The sequence below is a fragment of the Bradyrhizobium diazoefficiens genome (assembly GCF_016616235.1).
In the GTDB taxonomy this organism is placed as follows: domain Bacteria; phylum Pseudomonadota; class Alphaproteobacteria; order Rhizobiales; family Xanthobacteraceae; genus Bradyrhizobium; species Bradyrhizobium diazoefficiens_H.
On the sequence record NZ_CP067100.1, the window covers coordinates 4195910 to 4220823 of the forward strand.

Here is a 24914-nt window from a genome sequence, read left to right on the forward strand (position 1 = left end):
CCGCTATACGCTCGAAGTGGGGCTTCAACAACCTATTCCGCCGGCGCAGGCAGCTGACGCGGCTCGGAGCGCCGCCGCAGGCGGTCGATCAGCAGGTAGATCACAGGGGTCGTGTACAGCGTCAGGATCTGCGAGACGAACAGGCCGCCGATGATGGTGATGCCGAGCGGACGCCGCAGCTCGGTGCCCGGGCCGGTCGCCACCACCAGCGGGATGCCGGCGAACAGCGCCGCCATCGTCGTCATCAGGATCGGGCGGAAACGCGCCTGGCAGGCCTCGAAGATCGCCTCTGCCGAGGACAAGCCGCGCTGGCGCTCGGCGTCGAGCGCGAAGTCCACCATCATGATGCCGTTCTTCTTGACGATCCCAATCAACAGGATGATGCCGACGAAGGCGATCACCGTCAGCGGCGTGTTGGTGACCTGCAAGGCGAGCAGCGCACCTAACCCGGCCGACGGCAGCGTCGAGATGATTGTCAACGGATGGGCGAGGCTCTCATAGAGCACGCCGAGCACGATATACATCGCCACAAGCGCACCGAGGATCAGCAGCGGCTGCCGGCCGCTGGTCCTGGCGAAATCGCCGGCATTGCCGTCAAAGCTGCCGCGGATGCCTTCCGGCATATGCAGCTCCTCGACGGCGCGCTGGATGTTCTGCGTGGCGGTCTGGAGCGGCACGTCCGGCAAGAGGTTGAACGACACCGTGGTCGAGGGGAACGACTGGGAGTGATAGACCGCGAGCGCGGCGAGCCCGCGCGTCGCCTGCACAACGGCCGACAGCGGCACCTGCGCGTCGCCCGCACCGGCAACATAGATGCGATCGAGGTTGGAGGGATCGACCTGGAATTTCGGGTCGATCTCCAGCACGATCATATACTGGTTGCGCTGGGTGTAGATGATCGAGATCTGCCGCTGCGAGAACGCGTTGTTCAGCGCATTGTTGATGTCCTGGACCCGCACGCCGAGCGTCGCGGCCTTTTGCCGGTCAATGTTCAGCGTGAGCTGGAGGCCGCCGGGATCGCGGTCGCTGGAGACGTCGGTGATACCCTCGACGCTCTCCATGCGCTTGGCCACGATCGGCGCCCATTTTTGCAACAGGCCGAGATCGGTGCTGGAAAGCGTGTACTGGTAGTCGGAATCGCTCTGGCGCCCGCCGGCACGCACGTCCTGGGCGGCGAACATGAAGAGGCGGATGCCGGGCACGGGATACAATGCGCGCCTGAGGCGGTCGATCACCACCTGCGTCGAGACGTGATCGCGCTCCTCCGGCGGCTTCAGGCTGATGAACATGGTGCCGCGGTTCGACGTCGCCGGCCCCGGCCCGCCTCCGCTGCCGACGGTCGAGCCGATGCCGGCCACCGCCGGATCCTGCATCACGATGTCGGCGAGCCGCTGCTGCAGGCCGAGCATCGACTGGAACGAGATGTCGGCCGAGGCACGCGTCGCGCCGATGACGAATCCGGAATCGTCGGTCGGGAAATAGCCCTTGGGAATCTTGATGTAGAGCGTCACCGTCAGCGCAATGGTGGCGAAGAAGATCAGCAGCGTCAGCAGCGGAAATTCCAGCGCGGTCCGCAACGTTCTCGCGTAGAACGCGACGATGCGCGACAGCGAGCCTTCGACGATCCGGTCGAACAGGGTCGCGGTGCCGGAGGTGGTCTGCCGGATGTAATGGGCGCAGATCATCGGCGTCACCGTCAGCGACACCAGCGTCGAGACCAGGATCGCGAAGGTCAGCGTCAGCGAGAATTCGCGCAGGAGGCGGCCGACGATGCCGTCCATGAAGATCAGCGGCGTGAACGCCGCGATCAGCGACAGGCTGATCGAGACCACGGTGAACCCGATCTGGCGGGCGCCTTCCAGCGCGGCCTGGAACGGCCGCATGCCGTGTTCGAGATTGCGGTACATGTTCTCGATCATGACGATCGCGTCGTCGACCACGAAGCCGACGGAGATTGCGAGCGCCATCAGCGACAGATTGTCGATCGAGAAGCCCGCGACCCACATGCCGGCGCAGGTGCCGGCCAGCGCCAGCGGCACCGAGATGCCGGCGGCGATCGTCGGCGTGATCCGGCGCAGGAACACGAACACGACGACCATGACCAGGACAGCGGTCGCCAGCAGCGTCCATTGCATGTCGAGGACGCTGGCGCGAATCGTGCTGGTTCGATCGACCAGGGTCAGAACTTCGACGCCGGCCGGGATCCACTGCTTGAGCTCGGGTATCAGCCTCTTGACCCTGTCGACGGTGTCGATGACGTTGGCATCGCCCTGCTTGGTGATCTGAATCAGCACCGCCGGCTGCTTGTTGAACCAGGCGATCGAGCGAGCGTTGCGGACGGAGTCCTCGATGTCGGCGACGTCGGAGAGCCGGACGAAATTTCCCTTGGCGCTCTTGATGACGATGTCGCGGAACTCTTTCGCCGTCCGCATCTGCCGGTTCAGCGACAACGTCTCGCTCTGGCGCTCGCCGTTGAAGATGCCGACCGGGCCGAGCGGGTTGGCGCTGATGATCGCGGTCCGCACGTCGTCGGTGGCAATGCCCGCGTTCGAGAGTGCCACCGGATTGAGCTGGATGCGCACTGCCGGCTGATCGGCGCCGCTGATGGTCACGTTGCCGACGCCCGGCACCTGCGAGATGCGTTGCGCCAGCACGCTATCGGCGACGTCGTAGATCGCGGACGGAGAGATCGTCTTGGAGGTCAGCGCCAGCACGAACACCGGGGCGCCGGCCGTGTTGGCCTTGCGAAACCGCGGCAGCGCCGGCAGGTCGCTCGGCAGGTCGACCAGCGCGGCATTGATCGCGGCCTGCACGTCGCGGGCGGCCTTGTCGATGTTGCGGCCTATGTCGAACTGGAGCTGGATGCTGGTCACGCCGAGCGACGAGGTCGAGGTGATCTGGTTGATGCCGGCGATTTCACCCAGCCGCCGCTCCAGCGGCGAGGCCACGGTCGCAGCCATCACAGAGGGATCGGCGCCGGGCCGGCCGGCCGAGACGAAAATAGCGGGAAAATCGACGTTCGGGACCGAGGCCACGGGCAGGAACTCGTAGGCGACGACACCCAGCAGGAACAGCCCGATCGACAGCAGCGTGGTCGCGACCGGGCGGCGGATGAAGGGCTCCGAGATCGATGCCATCACTGCATCCCCTCGGTCGCGCCGCCGACCGGCGGGCCGCCGGATGCGGCCGGCGGCAGCGCCTGTTCGAGGCGGCGGTTGATGCGGTCGAGGGCGAGGTAGATCACCGGCGTGGTGTAGAGCGTCAAGAGCTGGCTCAACAGCAGGCCGCCGATGATGGAGATGCCGAGCGGAAAGCGCAACTCGGCGCCGGTGCCGCTTTCGATCGCCAGCGGCAGCGCGCCGAACAGCGCCGCGAGTGTCGTCATCATGATCGGGCGGAAGCGCAATAGGCAGGCCTGCACGATGGCTTCATTGGGTGACATCCCCTGTCCGCGCTCGGCCTCGAGCGCGAAGTCGATCATCATGATCGCGTTTTTCTTGACGATGCCCATCAAGAGGATGATGCCGATCAGGCCGATCACCGAGAGATCCTGCCCGCACAGCAGCAGCGCCAGGATCGCGCCGACGCCGGCCGAGGGCAGCGTCGACAGGATCGTGATCGGGTGGATGTAGCTCTCATAGAGCACGCCGAGCACGATGTAGATCGTGATCACGGCGGCGAGCAGCAGCCAAGGCTGCCCGGCAAGCGCCTTGGCGAATTCGGCGGCATCGCCGGCATAGACGCCGACGATGCTGTTGGGCATTTCGATGCGGGTCTCGATCGCCTTCACCGCCTCGACGGCATCGCCGAGCGCCGCACCCGGCGCGAGGTTGAAGCTGAGCGAGATCGACGGAAATTGCGCCTGGTGCGAGATCGCGAGCGGCGCCGTGGTGCGCTTCAACGTCGCCACCGCCGACAACGGCACCTGGGCATTGGGCGCGCCGACGGTCGCGCTCGCGGCGCCCGGCAGATACAGCTTCGACAGGATCGAGGGATCGCGCTGGTACATCGGCAGCGCCTCCAGCACCACGCGGTACTGGTTGGCCTGGCCGTAGATGGTCGAGATCTGCCTTTGTGCGAAAGCGTCGTTCAGCGTGTCGGTGATGCCTTGCAGGCTCACGCCCAGCTGGCCGGCGCGGGTGCGGTCGACCTCGAGCTGCGCCCGCAGGCCGCCCTCCTGCGCCTCGGACGAGACGTCGCGGAACAAGGGGTCGCGCCGCATCTCCGCAACCAGCTTGCGCGCCCATTCCGAGACGAGCGCTGCATCGGTGCCCGTCACCGTGTACTGGTATTGCGAGCGGCTCGACTGGGTCGAGATCTGCACGTCCTGCACCGGCTGGAAGTAGACGGTCATGCCGGGAATGCCGGAGACCCGCTGCTTCAGCCGGGTCACGACCACGCTGACATCATCGCGCCGCTCGCCGCGCGGCTTCAAGGTCATCACGAGACGCCCGACATTGGTGGTCGGGTTGACCGAGCCCGCACCGATCACCGAGACGACGCCGACCACGTCAGGATCGGCCTTGATGGCATCGGCAGCCTCAGCCTGCCGCTTCTGCATCTCGGCGAAGGAGACGTCGGGCCCCGCCTCCGTCACCGCCGTGATCGAGGCGGTGTCCTGGAGCGGCAAGAAGCCCTTTGGCGCGACGACATAGAGCACCAAGGTCGCAGCCAGCGTCGCAAACGTCACAACCAGCGTGGCGCGCTGGCGCTCCAAAACCCAGAGCAGCGTGCGATGGTAGAACGCGACGGTGCGGTCGATGAAGCGGCTGATCGCGGCGAGACCCGGCAGCGCCAGCTCCTCATGGGCGTGCTTGAGCAGCCGCGAGCACATCATCGGCGTCAGCGTCAGCGAGACCACGGCCGAGGTCACGACCGCGATGGTCAGCGTCAGCGCAAATTCGCGGAACATGCGCCCGACCAGGCCCGACATGAACAGCAGCGGGATGAACACCGCTATCAGCGACACCGTCAAGGAGATCACGGTGAAGCCGATTTCGCTGGCGCCCTTCAGCGAGGCTTCCATGGCGCTGTCGCCGTTCTCCATGTGACGAACGATATTCTCGATCATCACGATGGCATCGTCGACGACGAAGCCGGTACCGATGGTCAGCGCCATCAGCGACAGATTGTCGAGGCTGAAGCCGGAAAAATACATGATGCCGAAGCTGGTGATCAGCGACAGCGGCAGCGCCACGCCCGCGATCAGGGTGGCTCGCAGCGAGCGCAGGAACAGCAACACCACCAGCGTCACCAGCACGACGCTGAGAATCAGGGTGAACTGGACGTCGTGGACCGAGGCGCGGATCGTGACGGTGCGGTCGGAGACGATCGTGAGGTTCACGCCGGCCGGCACCGCGCGCTGCACCTTGGGGATCTCGGCACGGATCTGTTTCACGACATCGATGACGTTGGCGCCGGGCTGGCGCTGGATATCGATGATGACGGCCGGGGTGCCCTGGTACCAGCCGCCCGTGCGGTCGTTCTCGAGCCCGTCGACGATCTGCGCGACGTCGGCGATCGTGACCGGCGAGCCGTTGCGATAGGCGATGATGACGGGCTTGTAGGCGTCGGCGGCGGCAATCTGGTCATTGGCGGCGATCAGATAGGATTGCTGCGCGCCGTCGAGCGAGCCCTTGGGCCCGGAGACGTTGGCGTTGGCGATCGCCGTGCGCAAATCCTCCATGGCGATGCCATAGGCGGCCAAGCGCGCGAGGTCCGCCTGGATACGCACTGCCGGCTTCAGCCCACCGAGCACCGAGACGCGCCCGACGCCCGAGATCTGGCTCAAACGTTGTGCCAGGATTGTATCGGCGATATCGCTCATGGCCCGCAGTGAAATCGTGTCTGAGCGCAGCGCCAAGGTCATCACCGGCGCATCCGCCGGATTCACCTTCGCGTAGGTCGGCGGATAAGGCAGCGTCTTCGGCAAGACACCGGCGGCGGCATTGATGGCGGCCTGCACGTCCTGCGTCGCGCCGTCGATGTCGCGGTTGAGATCGAACTGGAGCGAGATCTGGCTGACGCCGAACGAACTCGTCGAATTCATCGCCGACAGCGACGGAATCTGGCCGAGCTGCCGCTCCAAGGGCGCGGTGATCAGCGAGGCGATCACGTCGGGGCTTGCACCCGGCAGCTGCGTCGTCACCTGCACGGTCGGGAAGTCGACCTGCGGCAGCGCCGAGACCGGCAACGCGAAATAGCCCAGCAGCCCGCCGATCAGAAGCGCAATGCCGAGCAGCGAGGTTGCGATCGGGCGGCGGATGAAGGGTTCGGAGACACCCATGGGTTACGCCTGCCGCGTCACGCGGCTGTTGTCGGGATCATGGCTGCTTGGCTCCAGGTCCCGAGGATGCGCCCGGCTCCGGTGCAGGTCCGGTCTGGCCCTTCTGGTCGCCTTCGCTGCTCTTGCGCTTGGCGCGGAACTCGCCGTCCTTGCCTTGTCCGTCCTTCTGGCCGTCCTTGGCACCGTCCTTCTTCTGGCCGTCACCCTGCGGCCCGCGCGAGCGCTTGCGCGGAGCGAGATCGGCCGACGGCGTCTGGTCGTCGCGGCCGACGATCACCTTGGACCCGTCGGACAGATTGGCAAAGCCCGTCGTCACGACTCGGTCGTTCGGCGACAGGCCGCTGGCGATCACGGCGTCATGCTCGTTCTGCTGGGTCACCGTCACGGGCTTGGCCGAGACCACATTGTCCTCGCCGATGACGTAGCTGAAGGTGCCGACCGGACCGCGCTGCACCGCCGACGTCGGCACCACCAGCACCTGCGTCAGGGTCTCGACCTTGAGGCGGACATTGACGAACTGGCCGGGCCAAAGCTGGTAATTGGCATTCGGGAACTCGGCCTTGAGCCTGAGCGTGCCGGTGGTCTGGTCGACCTGGTTGTCGATGCCGGTGAGCTTGCCCGTGTCGATCACGGTCACGCCGTCATTGCCGAACACGTCGACGGCGAGCGGGCCCTTCGCGGCGGCCGCGTTAACGCGCATGATCTGTTGTTGCGGCAGGCTGAACCACACCGCGATCGGCTGCAATTGCGTGATCACCACGAGGCCCGTGGTGTCGGAGGCATGGATGATGTTGCCTTGGTCGACCTGGCGCAGGCCGGCGCGGCCCGAGATCGGCGCCACGATCTTCGTGTAGCTCAGCGTTGCCGCGGCGTTGTCGATCGCGGCCTGGTCGGCCTTGATCAGCGCCTCGGTCTGCGCGACCAGCGCGCGCTGGGTATCGGCCTGCTGCTTGGAGCCGGCATTGGAGGCAGCTAATTGCTCGTAGCGTGTCAGGTCGATGCGCTGGTTGGCGAGCTGGGCCTGGTCCTGCGCCTTCTTGGCGACGGCCTGGTCGTAGGTCGCCTGATAGAGCGCGGGATCGATCTCGCCGAGCACGTCACCCTTCTTGACGTCCTGGCCTTCGGTGAAGTTGACAGCGATCAGCTTGCCGTCGACCTGCGAGCGCACGGTCACGGTGTTGAGGGCGCGGATCGCGCCGACGCCGTCGAGATAGACAGGCACGTCCTGGACCCGGGGCGTTGCCGCCAGCACCGGCACCGGCAAATCCGGCCGCTGGTTGCGGTTGCTCGCCTGCTGCTGATGCATGATGATCCAGCCGACATAACCGAGGCCACCGAGGATGGCGAGCGTGATCAGGGTCATGAGGAAGCCACGGCCGCGCGACTTCGTCGCCGTCCCCTCCTTCGCGCCTTCCTTCATATCCGGCTTAAAGAGCATTGACCGGTTTCTCCATGCGCGGCTCCCAGCCGCCGCCGAGCGCCTGATACAGGCTGACGATCGCGAGCAAGCGGGCCAGCTGCGCCTGCGACAGCGCGTCTTCGGCCTGAAACAGCGTCAGCTGCGTGTTGAGCACGGTGACGATATCGGCGGTGCCGGCGCGCAATTGCTGCTCCGAGAGATCGAACGCTCGCCGCGAGGCGGCGACGACATCGCGCTGCAATTGCAGCTTGATCGTGGTCTGTTTGATCGAGAACAGCGCATTGTCGACGTCGGTGAAGGCCTGGACGATGGTCTTGCGGTAGGTCTGGAGCAGTTCGTCCTGCCGCGCCTTGGCATACTCGAAATTGCCGAGGATCCTGCCGCCGTCGAAGATCGGCTGCGTCGCGCTGCCGACGAGCTGGAAGAAGGCCGCATGCGGCTGGAACAGCGAGGCCAGCGACGAGCTCTGATAACCGCCATTGCCGGTGAGCTGGATGGTCGGAAAGAACTGGGCGCGGGCATTGCCGATATTCGCGGTCGCAGAGGCAAGCTGCGCCTCCTGCCGGCGAATGTCCGGCCGCTGCGTCAGGAGCTCCGACGGCAGGCCGGGCGTGACGCGCGGAATCGCGATTGCGTTCAGCGAGCCGCCGTGCACGCGCACGCTCTCCGGCGGGCGCGACACCAGCACGGCGAGAGCATTGATGTTCTGGTCGAGTGTCTGGCGCAGCGGCGGCACCAGCGCCTTCTGGTTGGCGAGCACGCTCTCCTGCTGGGCGACGTCGAGATCGGTGCCGGTGCCGGCCTTGCTGCGCTCCCTGACCGCATCGAGAATGCGCTGCGCGCTCGCGATGTTGCGCTGTGAGGTTCTGATGCGGTCCTGCGAGGCCAGCACCTGGAAATAGGCGTTGGCGACGCTGGCCAGCGTGGTCAGTGCGACCGTGTCGCGATCAAAGCGGTTAGCGTGCGCAGTCTCTTCCGCCGTTTGCAGCGCATCGCGGTTCTGGCCCCAGAAATCGAGCTGATAGCTGGCGCTGAGCGAGGCCTGGTAGTTGACGACCTCGCGGCCGCCGATGGAGAGGCCCGAGGCGCTCGATCCCGAGGTGCGTGAATAGGTCTCCTGCCCGGTGCCGGACAGGCTCGGCAGCAATGCCGCACCTGCCTGCCGCGCCTGCGCATCCGCCTCGACGATGCGCGCGACCGCGGCGGCGACGTCGAGGTTGACGGTCTGCGCCTCTTCCATCAGCTGCGTCAGCTCGGCCGAGCGGAAGCCGCGCCACCAATCGAGTGACGGCGGCGCATCGCCCTTCCCGGCGTATTTGTACTGCGTGGGAACATCGAGCGCGGGATCCGGGAGATCCTGGGTCAGCACGCAAGCCCCCGAGCCGGCGGCGAGGCACAGCACCGCAAGCCAGCGCGCCGCGCGCGGTATGCCGAGCATGGACGCCGGAGACCGCCGCATGGTGATCGCACAAGCATCCTGTGTCACATCCACCCCCCGCCGGGCAGATCCAGCCGCCACCGCGCAGCCGGATTAACCGATTCGCTGCGGAACAGTCGGGGGACGTTGGACAACTCGTGCACAGGTGATGCTTTCTGCGGAACCCTGGGACTCATACTAGCCGGGCGCGGAACAGTGGGACAGGCCCGCAACTGCGAAAGCGCTGCCCAAACGCGCTGATATCAGAATGAGGCAAATACAAGAAACCATTGTCTTGCAGCGCTTTCTTGCACTCTCGGACCGCCCGGCGCGCATTCGAGCTTACCAAGATTTCATGTGATATTGCCGCCACACCGCAGCCCAGCCCTTCAATCCGGCGGCATCGGCGGCAACAGCAATGGATGCGGCCTTCAGCTCGGTCTCTCGACGCCTGCCCCCGGCCGTCCCGGCCGTTCTCGCGAGGTCACAGGCGAAACTCAATAGACATCCGCCGCGCAAATATGTCTTCGGCCTTCCCTGCGCTATCCACGCTTATGCCGATTGCCAATTTCGGACATCCTGCCTGATGCGATGCGAGCCGCCGGTGACGACCGTTATTTTTCACGCTCGCGCGAAGATCGGCCATATCCTCCTACTGATATCCCGCCTCACGGTGGGCGGCATCTCTTCGCCGAAATATCGCTGCATCGACGGGCGCTTCGGCGGATTTCGCCGCAGCGCAAAAGCCTTCCCCTTTGGTCTCCCAAGCACTAGGTTCTGGCCAACCAGATCAACCCTTGCCAGTGATTTCCCCCGATATGACCCCTCGAAATGACGTTGTCGAAGCGATTGGCAATACTCCGCTGATCAAACTCAAGCGCGCTTCCGAACTGACCGGCTGCACCATCCTGGGCAAGGCCGAGTTCATGAACCCGGGTCAGTCGGTCAAGGACCGCGCCGGCAAATGGATGATCCTGGAGGCCGAGAAGCGCGGCGAGCTCAAGCCGGGCGGTCTCGTCGTGGAAGCCACCGCCGGCAACACCGGCATCGGCCTTGCGGTCGTGGCGAGCGCGCGTGGCTATCGTACGCTGATCGTGATCCCGGAGACGCAGAGCCAGGAGAAGAAGGATTTTCTGAAGCTGTGCGGCGCCGAGCTGCTGGAATCACCGGCACTGCCCTACTCCAATCCCAACAATTACCAGCACGTCGGCCGCCGGCTCGCCGACGAGCTGCGCAAGACCGAGCCGAACGGCGTGCTGTTCGCCGACCAGTGGAACAACCTCGACAACGCCAAGGCGCATTACGAGTCCACGGGACCCGAGATCTGGCAGCAGACCGGCGGCAAGATCGACGGCTTCATCTGTTCGGTCGGCACCGGGGGCACGCTGGCCGGCGTCAGCCGCTATCTCAAGGAGAAGCACCCGGGCATCATCAACGCCTGCGCCGATCCGCACGGTTTTGCGATGTACGAACTGTTCAAGAACGGTGAGGCCAAATCGACGTCCGGCGATTCCATCACGGAAGGAATTGGGCTCGGCCGTGTCACGCCCGTCATCGAGACCGCCAAAGTCGATGATGCCTTCCTGATTCCGGATGAGGAGGCCGTGAAGGTGATCTACGACCTGCTTCAGCACGAAGGCCTGTGCCTCGGCGGCTCGACCGGTATCAACGTCGCGGGCGCCATCCGGCTCGCCAAGCAGCTCGGGCCCGGCAAGACCATCGTCACCGTGCTCTGTGATTCCGGCAGCCGTTATCAGTCAAAGCTGTTCAACGCCGACTTCATGCGCGCCAAGAACCTGCCCGTGCCCGAATGGCTGGAGAAGCGCAGCAACATCAAGCTGCCATTCGTCTAGGCGGTTGGTTGCGGCGCAGCGATCTGTATCCCTAAAAGTCTAAGAGATCGACAGTTTCCAACGGCCCGGCTGCCGCAGGGTGGCAAAGGCGCTCTCGCGCCGTGTCCCCCCTACGAGATCAGCGCAAGATCTGGCTCAGAAACAGTTTCGTGCGCGCGTGCTGGGGAGCCGCGAAGAACTCGTTCGGCGTATTCGCCTCGATGATCTGGCCGGCATCCATGAACACGACGCGGTTGGCGACCTCGCGGGCAAAGCCCATCTCGTGGGTGACGACCAGCATGGTCATGCCCTCCTCGGCGAGATCGACCATGGTGTCGAGCACCTCCTTGACCATCTCAGGATCGAGCGCCGAGGTCGGCTCATCGAACAGCATGACCTTCGGGTTCATGGTCAATGCGCGCGCGATCGCGACGCGCTGCTGCTGGCCACCGGACATCTGGCCCGGAAACTTGTTGGCCTGGTGCGGGATCTTGACCCGCTCCAGAAATTTCATCGCGGCCGCCTCGGCGTCCTTCTTGGGGATGTTGCGCACCCAGATTGGCGCCAGCGTGCAATTGTCGAGCACGGTCAGATGCGGGAACAGATTGAAGCTCTGGAACACCATGCCGACCTCGCGGCGCACGGCGTCGACGTGCTTGAGGTTCGGCCCGAGCTCGATGCCGTCGACGACGATCTCGCCCTCCTGGAATTCCTCCAGCGCATTGATGCAGCGGATCAGCGTCGACTTGCCCGAGCCCGAGGGGCCGCAGATCACGATGCGCTCGCCCTTGTGGACCTCGAGGTCGATGTCACGCAGCACGTGGAAGTCGCCGTACCATTTGTTGAGGCCGGAAATCTTGACGATGGGTTCGGACATGGTGACCTCGATCAGTTGCGACGGTGGGCGTTGAGACGGTGCTCGACGAAGAGCGAGTAACGCGACATTCCAAAGCAGAACAGAAAATAGATGATTCCGGCGAAGGCAAAGCCGGTGAACAAGGTTGACGGCGCCGACCACTTCGGATCCGCGAACGAGGCGCGCAGCGACCCTAGCAAATCGAACAGCGCGACGATCGAGACCAGCGACGTATCCTTGAACAGCGAGATGAAGCTGTTGACGAGGTTCGGGATGACGTGGCGCAGCGCCTGCGGCAGCACGATCAGCGAGGTCGTCTTCCACCACGACAGCCCGAGCGCCGCCGCCGCCTCGCCCTGCCCGCGCGGGATCGCAGCGAGGCCGCCGCGAACGTTCTCGGCCTGATAGGCGCCCGTGAACAGTGCAATCCCGATCAGCGCGCGGACGAGACCGTCGACCGTGAAATTGCCGGGCAGGAACAGCGGCAGCATGTAGGTGGCGAAGAACAGCACGGTGATCAGCGGCACGCCGCGCCAGAACTCGATGAAGGCGATCGAGAAGATCCGGATCAGGGGGATGGTGGAGCGACGGCCGAGCGCCAGCGCGATGCCGATCGGCAATGAGGTGACGATGCCGGCGACGGAGACCACCAGCGTCACCAGAAGGCCGCCCCAGAGTCTCGTCTGCACGACCGGCAGTCCGCCGTGATCGAGCCCCATCAGCTTGATCACGATCGCGATGGCGACGAAAGTCGCGAGGCTCCACGCCAGGGGACGCCATCCCGTGCGCACGCCGCCGCCGACCACGAAGGCAATCAAGGACACGACCACGGTGGTGATCGCAAAATCGGTCCAGACCGATTGGCCCGAGCCCTCGAGCTGGTCACGCAGCCAGGTCAGCGGAAAGATCAGCCAGTAAATCGCCGTGCCGACCAGCAGGATGAGGTTGCCGATGGCCCACAACAGCGGCGCGATCGCCGAGGTCTTGCTGAGGCTGAGCAGCACCTGTCCGGCGCCGATGATGCTGTCGTCGAACAGTTGCAGCAGGTCCGCCGTCCCGCTCAGGCCAAATCCCTTGATGCCGCCGCCATGCAGCAGGAAGAATGCCACCACGGGAAAGGCGAAGAAGAACAGGCCGGCGTTGATCGCCTTCGCCGGCAGACGCGGAACGAGCATCGGCAGCAACAGAACGGCTGCCACGACGAAGGTGAGATTGACCCGCCAGCGCTCGGCCTCGGGATAGAAGCCATAGATCAATTGCGGCAGCTTGGCCTGGATGTAGGGCCAGCAGGCGCCGTTCTCGATCAGGCACGCCGTGCGGTCCGTGCCGGACCAGACCGCGTCGACGAACAGGAACTTGACCGATGGCACGATGGTGAACCAGAGCAGCAAGGCACCGACGATGGTGATCAGGATGTTGGTCGGTGAGTTCAACAGGCGCATGCGCACCAGGCCGACGAAGCCCGTCGTCTTCACCGGCGCAGGACGCTCGGCGAGCAGATCCTGGCGGACATAGGCGGATGAGCTGATGTCGGTCATGCGCCGAGGCTCCGGCTGACGCGCCAACCGTAGACGCTCATGATCGCGCTGGTGAGCAGCGAGATCAGAAGATAGACGCCCATCGTCATGGCGATGATCTCGATGGCCTGCCCGGTCTGGCTCAGCGACGTGCCGGCCCAGACTGACACGAGGTCAGGATAGCCGATCGCGACCGCCAGCGAGGAATTTTTGGTGAGGTTGAGATACTGGTTGGTCAGCGGCGGCACGATCACGCGCATCGCCTGCGGCACGATGATCAGGCGCAGCGTGGTGCCGCGGCTGAGGCCGAGCGAGGACCCCGCCTCCATCTGGCCCTTGTGCACCGACAGGATGCCGGCGCGCACGATCTCGGCGATGAAGGCGGCGGTATAGGTCGACAGCGCCACCGTCAGCGCCACGAATTCCGGAACGATCCGCGAGCCGCCGGCGAAGTTGAACCCCTTGAGCTGCGGCAGCTCGAACGTGAATGGCAGCCCTGAGACCAGTATGGTGACGAGCGGCAGGGCGAACAGCAGAACCAGCACGTAGGGCCAGATCCGGATCATCTGCCCGCGCTGGAACAGCGCCCGCCGCGCATAGATGCGCAAGCCGATCGACGCCGCGATGCCGAACGCCGCCACCGCCACGAACGGCTCGAGCCCGCTCTCGCCGATCGGGCGCGGGATGACGAGGCCACGGTTGCTGATGAAGCCGATGCCGAGCAGCGAAATGCTCTGCCGCGGATTGGGCAGGGCCGCGAGCACAGCCAGGTACCAGAACAGGATCTGGAACAGCAGCGGCAGGTTGCGGATGATCTCGACATAGATCTCGCCGACGCGCGACAGAAGCCAGTTCGGCGACAACCGGCACAAGGCGACGATGAAGCCGATCACGGTGGCAAAGAAAATACCGACCACCGAGACCACGAGGGTGTTGAGGAGACCGACCACGAACACGCGCAGGAACGTGTCCGAGCCGGTGTAGGAGATCAGGGTCTGGTTGACGTCGAAGCCGGCGTTGTTGCGGAGGAAGCCGAAGCCGGCGGCGATGTGCTGGTTCTCGAGATTGGCGCGGGCGTTGGAGACGATCTCGTAGCCGATCCACCCCAGGATCGCGGCGAAGGCAAACTGGACGGCGACGCCGTTCCAGCCTGCCTTGCCGCCCAGAATGCGCCTGATCTTCAGCGCGATCTGGGCCGGCGGTTTTCGAGCCTCGGTGCTCATCGCCGCGGATCAGGCGGGATCAGCGGATCGGCGGCGCGTACTGGAGACCACCCTTGTTCCAGAGATTGTTGAGCCCGCGATTGATCGCGAGCGGCGAGCCCGCGCCGACATTGCGGTCGAACACTTCCCCGTAATTGCCGACGGCCTTCACGATGCGGATCACCCAGTCCTTGGTGAGGCCGAGCTGCTCACCGAAATTGCCATCGGTGCCGAGCACGCGTTTCAGCTCCGGATTGTCCATCTTGGCTTTCTCGTCGACGTTCTTCGAGGTGATGCCGAGCTCTTCGGCGGTGATCATCGCAAACAGCGTCCATTTCACGATGTCGAACCACTGGTCGTCGCCGTGCCGCACCATCGGCCCGAGCGGCTCCTTCGAGATGATCTCCGGCAGCACCATGTGGTCGTTGGGATTGGCAAGCTTCAGGCGATTGGAGTAGAGGCCCGACTGGTCGGTGGTGAAAACGTCGCAACGCCCGGCCTCATAGGCCTTGACGGTTTCGTCGTTGGTGCCGAACGCGATCACCTCGTACTTCATGTTGTTGGCCTTGAAGTAATCGGCGAGATTTTGTTCCGTGGTGGTGCCGGTCTGCACGCAGACCGAGGCGCTGTTCAGTTCGAGCGCCGAGTTCACCTTGAGCGACTTCTTCACCATGAAGCCCTGTCCGTCATAATAGGTCACGCCGGTGAAATTGGCGCCGAGCGAGGTGTCGCGCGAGAGGGTCCAGGTGGTGTTGCGCGAGAGCACGTCGATCTCGCCAGATTGCAGCGCGGTAAAGCGGTCCTTGGCCGAGGTCGGCACGAACTTGACCTTGGTCGGGTCGTTGAAGATGGCGGCCGCGATCGCGCGGCAAACGTCGACGTCGAGGCCGGTCCAGTTGCCCTTGTCGTCGGGCGAGGAGAAGCCCGGCAGGCCCTGGCTGACACCGCAGGACAGCGTGCCTCGGTCCTTGACGGTCTTGAGCGTTTGCGCACCGGCGGTCTGGGCCGTCAGGCCGGCGGCGAGAGCGAAAGTGAGAGCCAGGGTCACGCGTTTCATGGGCTGAAGGCCTTTCAAGGTCGTCTCAAGGAACGTTGTCTCAGGATCGTCGCTGCCAGGACCAGGGGTCGCAAGACCTAGCCTTGCAAGAGTCATGCTGGAAAAACTTGCCGAACACCCGCCCCATCCCTGAAAGGCCATACCTTAATCCCCGCCGCAGGCGCCCGCTTGATGGCTGGGCGCAAGGTCCGGTCAGACGATGGATCGAAGGTCGCGGCAGGCCCCTCAACATGCGGCGACTGAATAGCACCTGCGCATCACAGAACGACTGGCGAGCCGGGTCAAGGGGTTGACGGGAGTCTTCTGTATTCTGTTATTAACGACAGCGGCCTTTCGGCCAGCCCGCGGCGCGCCTTGCGCTGAGCGGAAACGCGGTTTTGAAAGCAGACGCATGGATTCCTCGCATCCCTCTCAGCAGCAGGCCGAGACCCGGCTGGTCACTTCCGGCCGCGACACCAAGGCGCAGAAGGGGTTCGTCAATCCGCCGGTGTTCCATGGCTCGACCGTGCTCTATCCGACCGCCGAGGATCTGCACGCCCATCGCGGCGAGTTCACCTATGGCCGCCACGGCACTCCGACGACCAAGGCATTCCAGGAGACGCTCATGGCGCTGGAGGGGCCGCAATGTGCCGGCGTCGGCATCGTTCCGTCGGGCCTCTCGGCGATCTCGACCACCCTGCTCTCAGTGTTGAAGACCGGCGACCATCTGCTCGTCTGCGACAACGTCTACCGGCCCTCGCGCAATTTCTGCAACGGCATGCTCGCCCGCTACGGCGTCGAGACCACCTATTTCGATCCGCTGATCGGCGTCGGCATCGACAAGCTGTTCAAGTCCAACACGCGCGCGGTGCTGGTGGAGGCGCCGGGCTCGCAATCGTTCGAGATGCCTGACATCCGCGCCATCGCCGGGGTCGCGCATGCCAAGGGCGCGCTCGTCATCGACGACAACACCTGGGCGACGCCGCTCTATCACCGTTCGCTCGAGCAGGGCGTCGACATCAGCATGCAGGCCGCCACCAAATATATCGGCGGCCATTCCGACATCATGTTCGGCACCATCTCGGCCAACGCGAAAGCCTGGCCGCAGATTGCGGAAGGCATCCGCCTGCTCGGCGTCTGCGCCGGTCCGGACGATGTTTTCCTCGCCCTGCGCGGCCTGCGCACGCTGTCGGTGCGCCTCGCGCAGCATCATCGTTCGGGCCTTGAAATGGCAAGCTGGCTCGCTGCTCGACCGGAAGTCGCGCGCGTCCTGCATCCCGGGCTCGAGACCGATCCGGGCCACGCGATCTGGAAGCGCGACTTCACCGGCGCCTCGGGCCTGTTCAGCATCGTCTTGAAGCCGGCGCCGCAGAAGGCCGTCGACACCATGCTCGACACGCTCAAACTGTTCGGCATGGGATTTTCCTGGGGCGGCTTCGAGAGCCTGGCAATCCCGTTCGACTGCGACGCCTATCGCACCGCGACCAAATGGGCGCCGGGCGGTCCGACGCTGCGTCTGCACATCGGCCTGGAAAACACCGACGACCTCAAGACCGATCTCGATCGCGGCTTTGCTGCCCTCAAAGCAGCGATGTGAGCCTGCTCACGGGAAAGAGCGGCTGAGGAACGCGCAGACACAGCACGCGTTAACGCCCACGCGTCAACAAAGGGTTTGATCCTCAGGCATTTGGCGCTAGCCTAACCAATCGACTCCAATCCGGATATGGAGCATGGGAAGTTGGTTCTGCTCGATCTCATGGGCGGCATTGCGCTGTTGTTGTGGGGCCTGCACATGGTCCACAGCGGCATTTTGCGCGCCTTTGGCCCGGACCTGCGGCACCTGCTTGGCAAGGCACTCGGCAACCGCTTCAAGGCGTTTGCGGCCGGCCTCGGCCTGACCGCGGCTCTCCAGAGCAGTACGGCGACGGCACTGATCACCAGCTCGTTCGCGGCCGAAGGGCTCGTCAGCCTTGCCGCTGCACTTGCCATCATGCTCGGAGCCAATGTCGGCACGACGCTGATCGTGCAGGTGCTGTCGTTCAATATCGCGGCCATCGCTCCAGTGCTGTTCGTGCTCGGGCTCGTCGCCTTCCGCTCGGGGCCGCGCTCGCGGATCAAGGATGTCGGTCGCGTCTCCATCGGTCTCGGCCTGATGCTGCTGTCGCTGCACATTCTGCTCGACACGCTGGCGCCGGCGGAGACCGCACCCGGCATGCGCGTGGTGATGTCGGCGATAACAGGCGACCCCGTTCTGTGCATCGCGATTGCAGCGCTCGTCACCTGGGCTGTGCATTCGAGCGTCGCCAGCGTGCTCTTGATCATGTCGCTGGCCTATTCGCAGTTCATCGCGCCTGACGCGGCGCTCGCGCTGGTGCTGGGAGCCAATCTCGGCAGCGCCATCAATCCCGTCTTCGAAGGCGCCAGGCGCGACGATCCCGCGAGCTACCGCGTGCCGCTCGGCAATCTCATCAATCGCATCGTCGGAATCGCGCTCGTCTTGCCGTTCCTGAGCGTGATCGCCTCGCATATGCACGCCTGGCAGCCCGATCTCGCGAAGATGACGGCGGCCTTCCATATTGCCTTTAATGTCGGGACGGCCGTCATCTTCATCGGCCTGCTGGACAACATGTCGCGTGTCCTGACCCGGCTGTTGCCCGATCGCGTTCGGGAGGCCGATCCGGCCCGGCCGCGCTACCTCGACGAGAGCGCATTGGAGACGCCATCACTGGCGCTCGCCGACGCCGCTCGCGAGACCTTGCGGATGGGTGATCTTGTCGAAGTCATGCTGCGCAAGGTGATGACGGCGATGATGACGGGCGACCGCGCGCTGGTCGACCAAGTCACCAAGACCGACAATGCCGTTGATGGCCTCGACGAAGCGATCAAGCTCTACGTGACGAAACTGACCCGCGGAAGCCTCGACGAGACTGAGGGCCGGCGGGCGATGGAGATCATCTCCTTCGCTATCAACCTCGAGCATATCGGTGACATCATCGACAAGAATTTGAGCGAGCTTGCAATCAAGAAGATCAAGCGCCGCCTCCAGTTCTCGGCCGAAGGCGCCGAGGAGCTCGCCGCCTTCCACAAGCGCACGATGGACTCGCTGCGCATCGCTTTCGGCGTCTTCATGTCGGGCGACGCCAACGAGGCGCGCAAGCTGTTGGTGGAGAAGACCGCGCTCAGGAACACCGAACTCGCCGCCGTCGAGCGCCATCTCGACCGCCTGCGCGAGGGCCGCCCTGAGACTATCGAGACCACCTCGCTGCATCTGGACGTGTTGCGCGACCTGCGCCGCATCCACTCGCACATCTGCTCGGTCGCGTATCCCGTGCTGGATGCGGCAGGCGAGCCCTATCGCAGGACCAAGGCGGAGGCCGCCGCCCTACCCGCAACAGGCGCGGCCTCGGCGCTGCCGCGCTGATGTCCCGGATCAGCGGTCCAGCGTCTTCGACGCGGTGCCGTGGTTCTTCCAGATCAGCATGATGTTGCGCAGATAGATGATGGTCGCGAACAGCTGTCCGATGATGATGACGGGCTCGCGCTTCACGACGCCATAGATCAGGGTCATCAGGCCGCCGCCCATCGAGCAGAACCAGAACGCCATTGGCACCACGCTGTTGCCGGCGCGCTCGCTCGCGATCCATTGCACCAGGAAGCGCGCGGTGAAGAACAGCTGCGCGATCAGGCCGAATGCCAGCCAGAAATCGAACTTGGCGACGAAGACGTCGTAGAAATAATTGCTCAGAGCCTGGCCGTATTGGATGATCACACCTTCACCTCGGTTACGTCTGGTGTCGGCTTCTTGCGGCGGATCAGCCACCACACGCCGGCAAGATCCATGATGCCGATCCACAGCCGGTCGAAGAAGCCGTAATTCGATACGCCGGAATGGCGCGGCCGGTCGATCACGTCGACATAGGCGATCTCGTAGCCTTCCCGGCGCACCAGCGCCGGCAGGAAGCGATGCAGCCCGTCGAAATAGGGCAGCATCAGGAACACATCGCGCCGGAACGCCTTCAGTCCGCAGCCGGTGTCGCGCGTGCCGTCGTTCAGGATCGAGCCCCGCACGCCGTTGGCGATGCGCGACTGAAACTTCTTGAAGCCGGTGTCCTTGCGCCCGACCCGCTGTCCGGCGGCGAGGCCGACGCGCGCACTTTTCTCCACCGCCGCGATCAGGTCCGGCAGAAAAGCCGGATTGTTCTGGCCGTCGCCGTCGAGCGTCGCCACGATGCTGCCGCGCGCCGCGCGCACGCCGCTGCGCACCGCCGCCGACTGACCGGTCGATTTGGCGTGGCGAAGCTGCCGCAGATTGTCCCGCTGCTGCATGATGGACGCGAGCCGCTCGCCGGTCGCATCGGTCGAGCCGTCATTGACGTAGATGATCTCGTACGCCCAGCGGCCATCGAGCGCCGCGCCGATCTCGGCGATCAGCGGCGCGATATTGTCGGCTTCGTTGCGCACGGGAACGACGATGGAAACCGAAGGCTGGGACGTCGACAAAGCAGGCTCGTGGTTGGAATGGGAGCACCCGTGGAACCGGCGGTCCCCGGAAGCAGCCGCTTTTATGGGGCGGATGCCCCGCGGGCAACCCTTTTGAGGCGGCCGGAAACCGCCCCCGGCAGAGGCACAATGGTGCCGTCGGAACGGATGGCAAAGGCGAGCCTGCGGGCCGCGAACCAGTACCGGACCGTCATGGCGCCGACCATGCCCAGCAGGGCACCGGCCGCGACGTCGCTCGGGTGATGCGCAAGCAGCACCAGGCGCGTCAGCAGAATCACGATCGCGTAAGTGAACATGACCATGCGTAGCCGCGGCCACAGCGCCGAGACCGCGAACGCCAATGCGAACGCGGTGACGGCATGGCTTGAGGGCAGGCTGGCATAGGCTCCCGTTCCTTCGAACGGGATGAAATTGAACGGATTAGCCGCGCCGCCGACGAATGGACGCCCGCGGCCGATGAGATATTTCAGGATCTCGCCGACGAACACGGACAGGGCGACAGACAAAAACAAGAACTGAAACCGCGTGCCCAAGCCGAGAAGCAATACACGGCTCGTGCCATGAAGTCCCGCCGCAACGAGCGCCACGAGGACCAGCGTCACGCCCAGCACCGAGAGCACATACTCGTCCTTGCCGAAATCAGTGAGGATGCGGATCGGCCACAGGCTGGGCGTGCCGCGCGCCGGCATCAGCTGGATCTCGGTGCGGTCGAACGTGACCATCAGCACGATGATCAAGGCCGCGCCCGCCACACTGAGCCACAGCGAATGCCGCCCCAGTTTTCGCGCGGCTTCGGCGCGGCGCGAATGCGAGGGCGCGCGGACCAGCTGCGCCAACGCACGCCCGGACACGGCGAACAATCGGGCGGGATAACTCGCACGCGGCGCGGCGTCGGTCGTAACAGCCATCCTATTCGGTGCCTTCCGAGCGGAAGATCGAGATCGAGATCGCGCGTCCCTGCGAGAAATTATAGCCGTCGATGCGCGCGCCGACCTTGTAGCGCAGCCCGATCGCCTCGGCGCGCTGCACGAAGCTGCGCTCCGAGCGCTGCTCGATCAGCGCGAAGCGGCAGCTGCCCTGCCGCAGGAAATCCGCCGCGCCCGAGCCGTCGGTGAGCAGCGTCTGCGTGCCCGTGAGGAACACGAGGCTCGGCTCGTGATAACCGGCAGCCGCCGCTTTCGGCCCGACACAGGTGACATTGCGCAGCGCGCGCGCCACCTCGATGCTCGGAAACAGCGGCGTCAGCGACGGCAGTACGATGCCCCAGACCACGACTGCCAGCATCAGGGCGGCGACCAGCGCATTCAGCACTGAGCGCTCGGCGCGGTTGGTGTCGAACAGCCACCAGGCGAACAGGCCGAAGATCAGCGAGGCCGCGATGAAGGGCCAGGCCACGAAGGCCGGCTGCCGCGTCAGCATCACCGCGCCGACCACCGCGATGATCGAGGCGGCCGCGGGAATTGCGAACCACCAGGCCGAGCCGCGCGCCAGCCACGAGCGCGACAACACGTTCCGCTCGAGCGCGCCGACGGTGAGGATCGCGATCGCGGGATACAGCGGCAGCACGTAATGCGGCAGTTTGGTCAGCACCGCCTCCAACACGATCCAGGACGGGATCAGCCAAGCCAGCAGGAATTGCGCGCCGGGCTCGCGCCGCGCCCGCCACACCGCCGGCGCCGCCATGGCCGCGAGCGGCGCGCCCGGCCAGAACGTGATCCAGAACAGCACGAGGTAGAGCCCGGGCGGCGCGCCATGGGATTCCTGGGCCCCTAACTTGCTCAGCATGTCGCCGCCGACGGAGTCCGCAAAGAAGGCGTCGCCCGCGCGCCAGAAGATCGCGACGAACCAGGGCAGCACCAGCACCAGCATCCACATCAGGCCCCAGAGCGGACGCAGCTTCCACAGCCAGGAGGCATCGCGGTCCTGGATCGCGAGCGCGACGATGGTCAGGCCTGCGAACATCAGGATCAGGGGGCCCTTGATCAGGATGCCGACGGCGAGCGCGGTCCAGAAGATCGCGGGCCAGCTCCACGGCGGATGGGTCTCGTCCTCGGCGCGCTGCCACGACAGATAGGCCCGCGCCATCGCGCCCATCGCGGCGGTCACGCAGAACAGCAGCATCGCATCGGTTTTCGCCAGCCGCGCCTCGACACCGAGCAGCACGGAAGCGCACATCAGCAGCGCAGCCAGCACCGCCGCGCGCCGCGTGACGAAGCCGAGCGCGGCCCAATAGGTCATGAGCACCGCGCCGATGGCGCCGATCAGTGAAGGAATCCGGTAGACCCAGATCCGCAATTCGGCCTTCGGCAGCTTGAGCGCCGTCGCAGCTTCAACCGCGGCCGATTGCAACCAGTAGATGCCGACCGGCTTCTTGTAGCGGACATCCTCCTGGAAGCGGATGTCGACATAGTCGCCGCTCTCGACCATCTGCTTGGTCGCCTGCGCAAAGCGCGCTTCGTCGCGGTCGACCGGCGGGATGGTGAAGAAGCCCGGCAGGAAGATCAGCAGCGCGCACAGCACCAGGAAGGCGACGGCACGGGCATGGCTGGCGGTGGCAAAATCCAGCACGCGCACGAGGCCGCTGCCCGGATTGACGGGCGATCTCGGCTCGCGGGGGGCTCCAAAACGGGGAGTTGGGTAGGTCTCGGCCATTGGTTCCGCTTACGCCGAAACCGCCATCGCCACAACCGCTTGAGGCAGGGTCATTGAATTCGAATGACAACTGTGTCCGCGGCGCCCTTGGCATCGATCACGGTCAGCCGTGCAAAGCCCGGACCGGGCGGATCGATCAGGCGCTGGCGCCGTCCGTCGATCTCGCCGAGCGACGTTCCATTAACCATGACGGTCATAGGCAGCACGCCGCCGGCAACTCGCACCGGCAGGGCTGCGCTATCAGGCCCACCGGATCGATCGACTTCGATCCGCGCGCCGTTCAGCGGAAACTGGATATGCAGCGCCTGCTCGCCCCCGGTCCGCACCAGGTCCCCGATGGGGCGGAACCGTCGCAACGGCAATGGCAGCTTGGTGTTGCTGGCCACCAGTGTTCCCTTCGGCGGCTTCGGCAGCGGGGTCAGCGTCTTGCCGGTGCGGGCGAAGGCATCGAACAGGATCGGCGCGGCGGCGACGCGGCCGATCAGGCCGGGAACCGGTGCGCCGTCGGGCCGGCCGACCCAGACGCCGATGGTCATGCGACCGTCGAAGCCGACCGACCAGGCATCGCGATAGCCGTAGGAAGTGCCGGTCTTGAAGGCGATGCGGTTGTGGGCGGCATTCTCCGGCGGCGGCGTGCCGAGCAGCACGTTGCCGACCTGCCAGGCCGCGGCCTGATCGAGCAGCCGCAACGGCTCACGATCGTCCTTGTCAGCGATGACCTCGCGCAGCGGCCTGGTGGTGCCGAGCCGGGCAAAGCCCGCGTAGAGCTGGGCGAGATCCTGGAGCGTCACACCGACGCCGCCGAGCCCCATCGCGAGCCCCGGCGCCTCGTCCTTCGGCAGCACCAGATTGCCGCCGGCCTGGCGCAGCCGCGAGGCCAGCCGACTTGCGCCGACGCGATCGAGCAGCACGATCGCCGGCACGTTCAGCGACATCTGCAGCGCCTTCTTCACCGGCACCGTGCCCTGGAACGTCATGTCGAAATTTTCCGGCGCGTAGGAGCCGAAGCGGACCGGGCGGTCGTCGATCAGACTGTCGGGGTGAACAAAGCCGTCCTCGAAGGCGAGGCCGTAGATGAAGGGCTTGAGCGTCGAGCCCGGCGAGCGGATGGCGCGGGTCATGTCGACCTGCCCTGCCCGGCTGTCGTCGAAATAATCGGCCGAGCCGACGCGCGCGAGCACGTCGCCGCTCTCATTGTCCACCACGATGATGCCGACCGAGATGTTCGGCCCGAGCGCAATGGCGCGGTCGCGGGCCAGCGGCTCCAGCACCTTCTGCAAGTTCGCATCGAGCGTCAGCTTGATGACCGGCGTCTCCTTGACGGTCGACAGCGCGGAATCGGAGGCATGCGGCGCCAGGATCGGCATCGGCTTGCGCAGCTTGGGCACGGGCACGGCTTTGGCCTGGGCCGCATCCTCGGTGCTGACGACGTTCTCCTCGACCATGCGATCGAGCACGCGGTCGCGCGCGTTGCGCGCGGCCTCGGGATGGCGATCGAGCCGGCGCGTCTCCGGCGATTGCGGTAGCGCCACCAGCAGCGCGGCCTCGGCCAGCGACAACCGCTTCGGCTCCTTGCCGAGATAGGCGATCGAGGCGGCGCGGATGCCTTCGAGATTGCCGCCGTAGGGCGCGAGCGCCAGGTAGAGGTTGAGGATCTCGTCCTTGCCGAGTGTGCGCTCCAGCTCGATCGCGCGTACGATCTGATGCAGTTTTGCATAGAGCGAGCGCTGTCGCCGCGGCTCCATCAGCCGCGCGAGCTGCATCGAGATGGTTGAACCGCCGGACACGATGTGGCCGCGCGTTCCGAGCTGCAGCGCGGCGCGGCCGAGCGCGAGCGGGTCGAGACCGTTATGCGCGTAGAAGCGCTGGTCCTCATAGGCGAACAGCAGCTTGAGATAGGTCGGATCGACATTGGTTTTGGCATCGACGGGCAGCCGCCAGCGGCCGTCCGCCATCGCATAGGCGCGCAGGAGTTTTCCGTTGCGGTCGACGATCGTGGTGGAGACCTGTCGCGCTTCGTCGAGCGGGAGCGGGCCGAGGGCGTAGACCCAGGCGACGAAGCCGATGATGGCGAGAATAAAACCAGAGGCGGCGGTCGACAGGACACGTGGGCCTCTCCCCCGCATTCCGTCATGCCCGGGCTTGTCCCGGCCATCCACGTTCTTGTCCACAGCGTCAAAGGCCGTGGATGCCCGG

General features: G+C 65.3%; 16 protein-coding genes. 3 read left to right on the forward strand and 13 right to left on the reverse strand.

Translation table 11 applies throughout. The features are described 5' to 3' along the window. Positions 1-32: 32 nt before the first annotated feature. Genes JJB99_RS19905 through JJB99_RS19920 form a run of 4 tightly spaced genes read right to left on the reverse strand, consistent with a single transcriptional unit; the run spans position 33 to position 9165 of the window. Complete coding sequence (locus tag JJB99_RS19905; RefSeq protein WP_200494034.1) at positions 33-3137, reverse strand: efflux RND transporter permease subunit; 3105 nt, start codon at positions 3135-3137, stop codon at positions 33-35. Next, positions 3137-6286: an efflux RND transporter permease subunit gene (locus JJB99_RS19910; protein WP_200494035.1), complete on the reverse strand. Its 3150-nt coding sequence runs from the start codon at positions 6284-6286 to the stop codon at positions 3137-3139. The genes JJB99_RS19905 and JJB99_RS19910 overlap by 1 nt, the downstream gene beginning before the upstream one ends. A gap of 37 nt (positions 6287-6323) precedes the next feature. Then, positions 6324-7724 (reverse strand): efflux RND transporter periplasmic adaptor subunit, encoded by a 1401-nt coding sequence (locus tag JJB99_RS19915; protein ID WP_200494036.1) that lies wholly within the window; start codon positions 7722-7724, stop codon positions 6324-6326. Continuing rightward, complete coding sequence (locus JJB99_RS19920) at positions 7714-9165, reverse strand: efflux transporter outer membrane subunit (RefSeq protein ID WP_246774927.1); 1452 nt, start codon at positions 9163-9165, stop codon at positions 7714-7716. The genes JJB99_RS19915 and JJB99_RS19920 overlap by 11 nt, the downstream gene beginning before the upstream one ends. A gap of 776 nt (positions 9166-9941) precedes the next feature. Here JJB99_RS19920 and JJB99_RS19925 point away from each other — a divergent pair. Beyond that, positions 9942-10976, forward strand: a complete 1035-nt coding sequence (locus tag JJB99_RS19925) for a cysteine synthase A (RefSeq protein ID WP_200494038.1) — start codon at positions 9942-9944, stop codon at positions 10974-10976. A 118-nt stretch (positions 10977-11094) separates the two neighbouring features. On the opposite strand, the gene JJB99_RS19930 is transcribed toward JJB99_RS19925, so the two are convergent. From JJB99_RS19930 to JJB99_RS19945, 4 genes are read right to left on the reverse strand one after another with little or no spacing between them, the layout of a single operon-like run. Next, positions 11095-11832: an amino acid ABC transporter ATP-binding protein gene (locus JJB99_RS19930; RefSeq protein ID WP_200494039.1), complete on the reverse strand. Its 738-nt coding sequence runs from the start codon at positions 11830-11832 to the stop codon at positions 11095-11097. A gap of 11 nt (positions 11833-11843) precedes the next feature. Further along, positions 11844-13349 carry an amino acid ABC transporter permease gene (locus tag JJB99_RS19935; RefSeq protein ID WP_200494040.1) on the reverse strand — a complete coding sequence of 502 codons (1506 nt, stop codon included), beginning with the start codon at positions 13347-13349 and terminating at the stop codon, positions 11844-11846. Further along, positions 13346-14551, reverse strand: coding sequence for an amino acid ABC transporter permease (locus JJB99_RS19940; RefSeq protein ID WP_200494041.1), 1206 nt, complete (start codon positions 14549-14551; stop codon positions 13346-13348). Before JJB99_RS19940 ends, JJB99_RS19935 begins: the two co-directional genes overlap by 4 nt. Before the next feature lie 19 nt (positions 14552-14570). Then, positions 14571-15587 carry an amino acid ABC transporter substrate-binding protein gene (locus tag JJB99_RS19945; protein WP_200494042.1) on the reverse strand — a complete coding sequence of 339 codons (1017 nt, stop codon included), beginning with the start codon at positions 15585-15587 and terminating at the stop codon, positions 14571-14573. 391 nt (positions 15588-15978) lie between these two features. Here JJB99_RS19945 and metC point away from each other — a divergent pair, with 391 nt between their 5' ends. After that, the gene (gene metC, locus JJB99_RS19950; RefSeq protein WP_200494043.1) at positions 15979-17163 is read left to right on the forward strand and encodes a cystathionine beta-lyase; all 1185 of its coding nucleotides are present in this window, start codon (positions 15979-15981) and stop codon (positions 17161-17163) included. Between the two features lie 126 nt (positions 17164-17289). Next, positions 17290-18987: a Na/Pi cotransporter family protein gene (locus JJB99_RS19955; RefSeq protein WP_200494044.1), complete on the forward strand. Its 1698-nt coding sequence runs from the start codon at positions 17290-17292 to the stop codon at positions 18985-18987. A gap of 9 nt (positions 18988-18996) precedes the next feature. Here the strand turns inward: JJB99_RS19955 and JJB99_RS19960 are convergent, their stop codons facing one another. The 5 genes from JJB99_RS19960 to pbpC all read right to left on the reverse strand — a co-directional run bounded on the left by JJB99_RS19960 (position 18997) and on the right by pbpC (position 24877). Then, positions 18997-19335, reverse strand: a complete 339-nt coding sequence (locus JJB99_RS19960; RefSeq protein WP_200494045.1) for a lipid-A-disaccharide synthase N-terminal domain-containing protein — start codon at positions 19333-19335, stop codon at positions 18997-18999. Next, entirely contained in the window at positions 19332-20066 is a 735-nt protein-coding gene (locus JJB99_RS19965; RefSeq protein ID WP_200494046.1) for a glycosyltransferase family 2 protein, read from the reverse strand. The genes JJB99_RS19960 and JJB99_RS19965 overlap by 4 nt, the downstream gene beginning before the upstream one ends. A gap of 62 nt (positions 20067-20128) precedes the next feature. Beyond that, positions 20129-20974 (reverse strand): phosphatase PAP2 family protein, encoded by an 846-nt coding sequence (locus JJB99_RS19970; RefSeq protein WP_200494047.1) that lies wholly within the window; start codon positions 20972-20974, stop codon positions 20129-20131. A 1-nt stretch (position 20975) separates the two neighbouring features. Next, positions 20976-22718, reverse strand: a complete 1743-nt coding sequence (locus JJB99_RS19975) for an ArnT family glycosyltransferase (protein ID WP_200494048.1) — start codon at positions 22716-22718, stop codon at positions 20976-20978. A 50-nt stretch (positions 22719-22768) separates the two neighbouring features. Continuing rightward, a complete protein-coding gene (gene pbpC, locus JJB99_RS19980; protein ID WP_200494049.1) occupies positions 22769-24877 on the reverse strand; it encodes a penicillin-binding protein 1C in 2109 nt (702 codons plus the stop codon). Between the last annotated feature and the right edge of the window lie 37 nt (positions 24878-24914).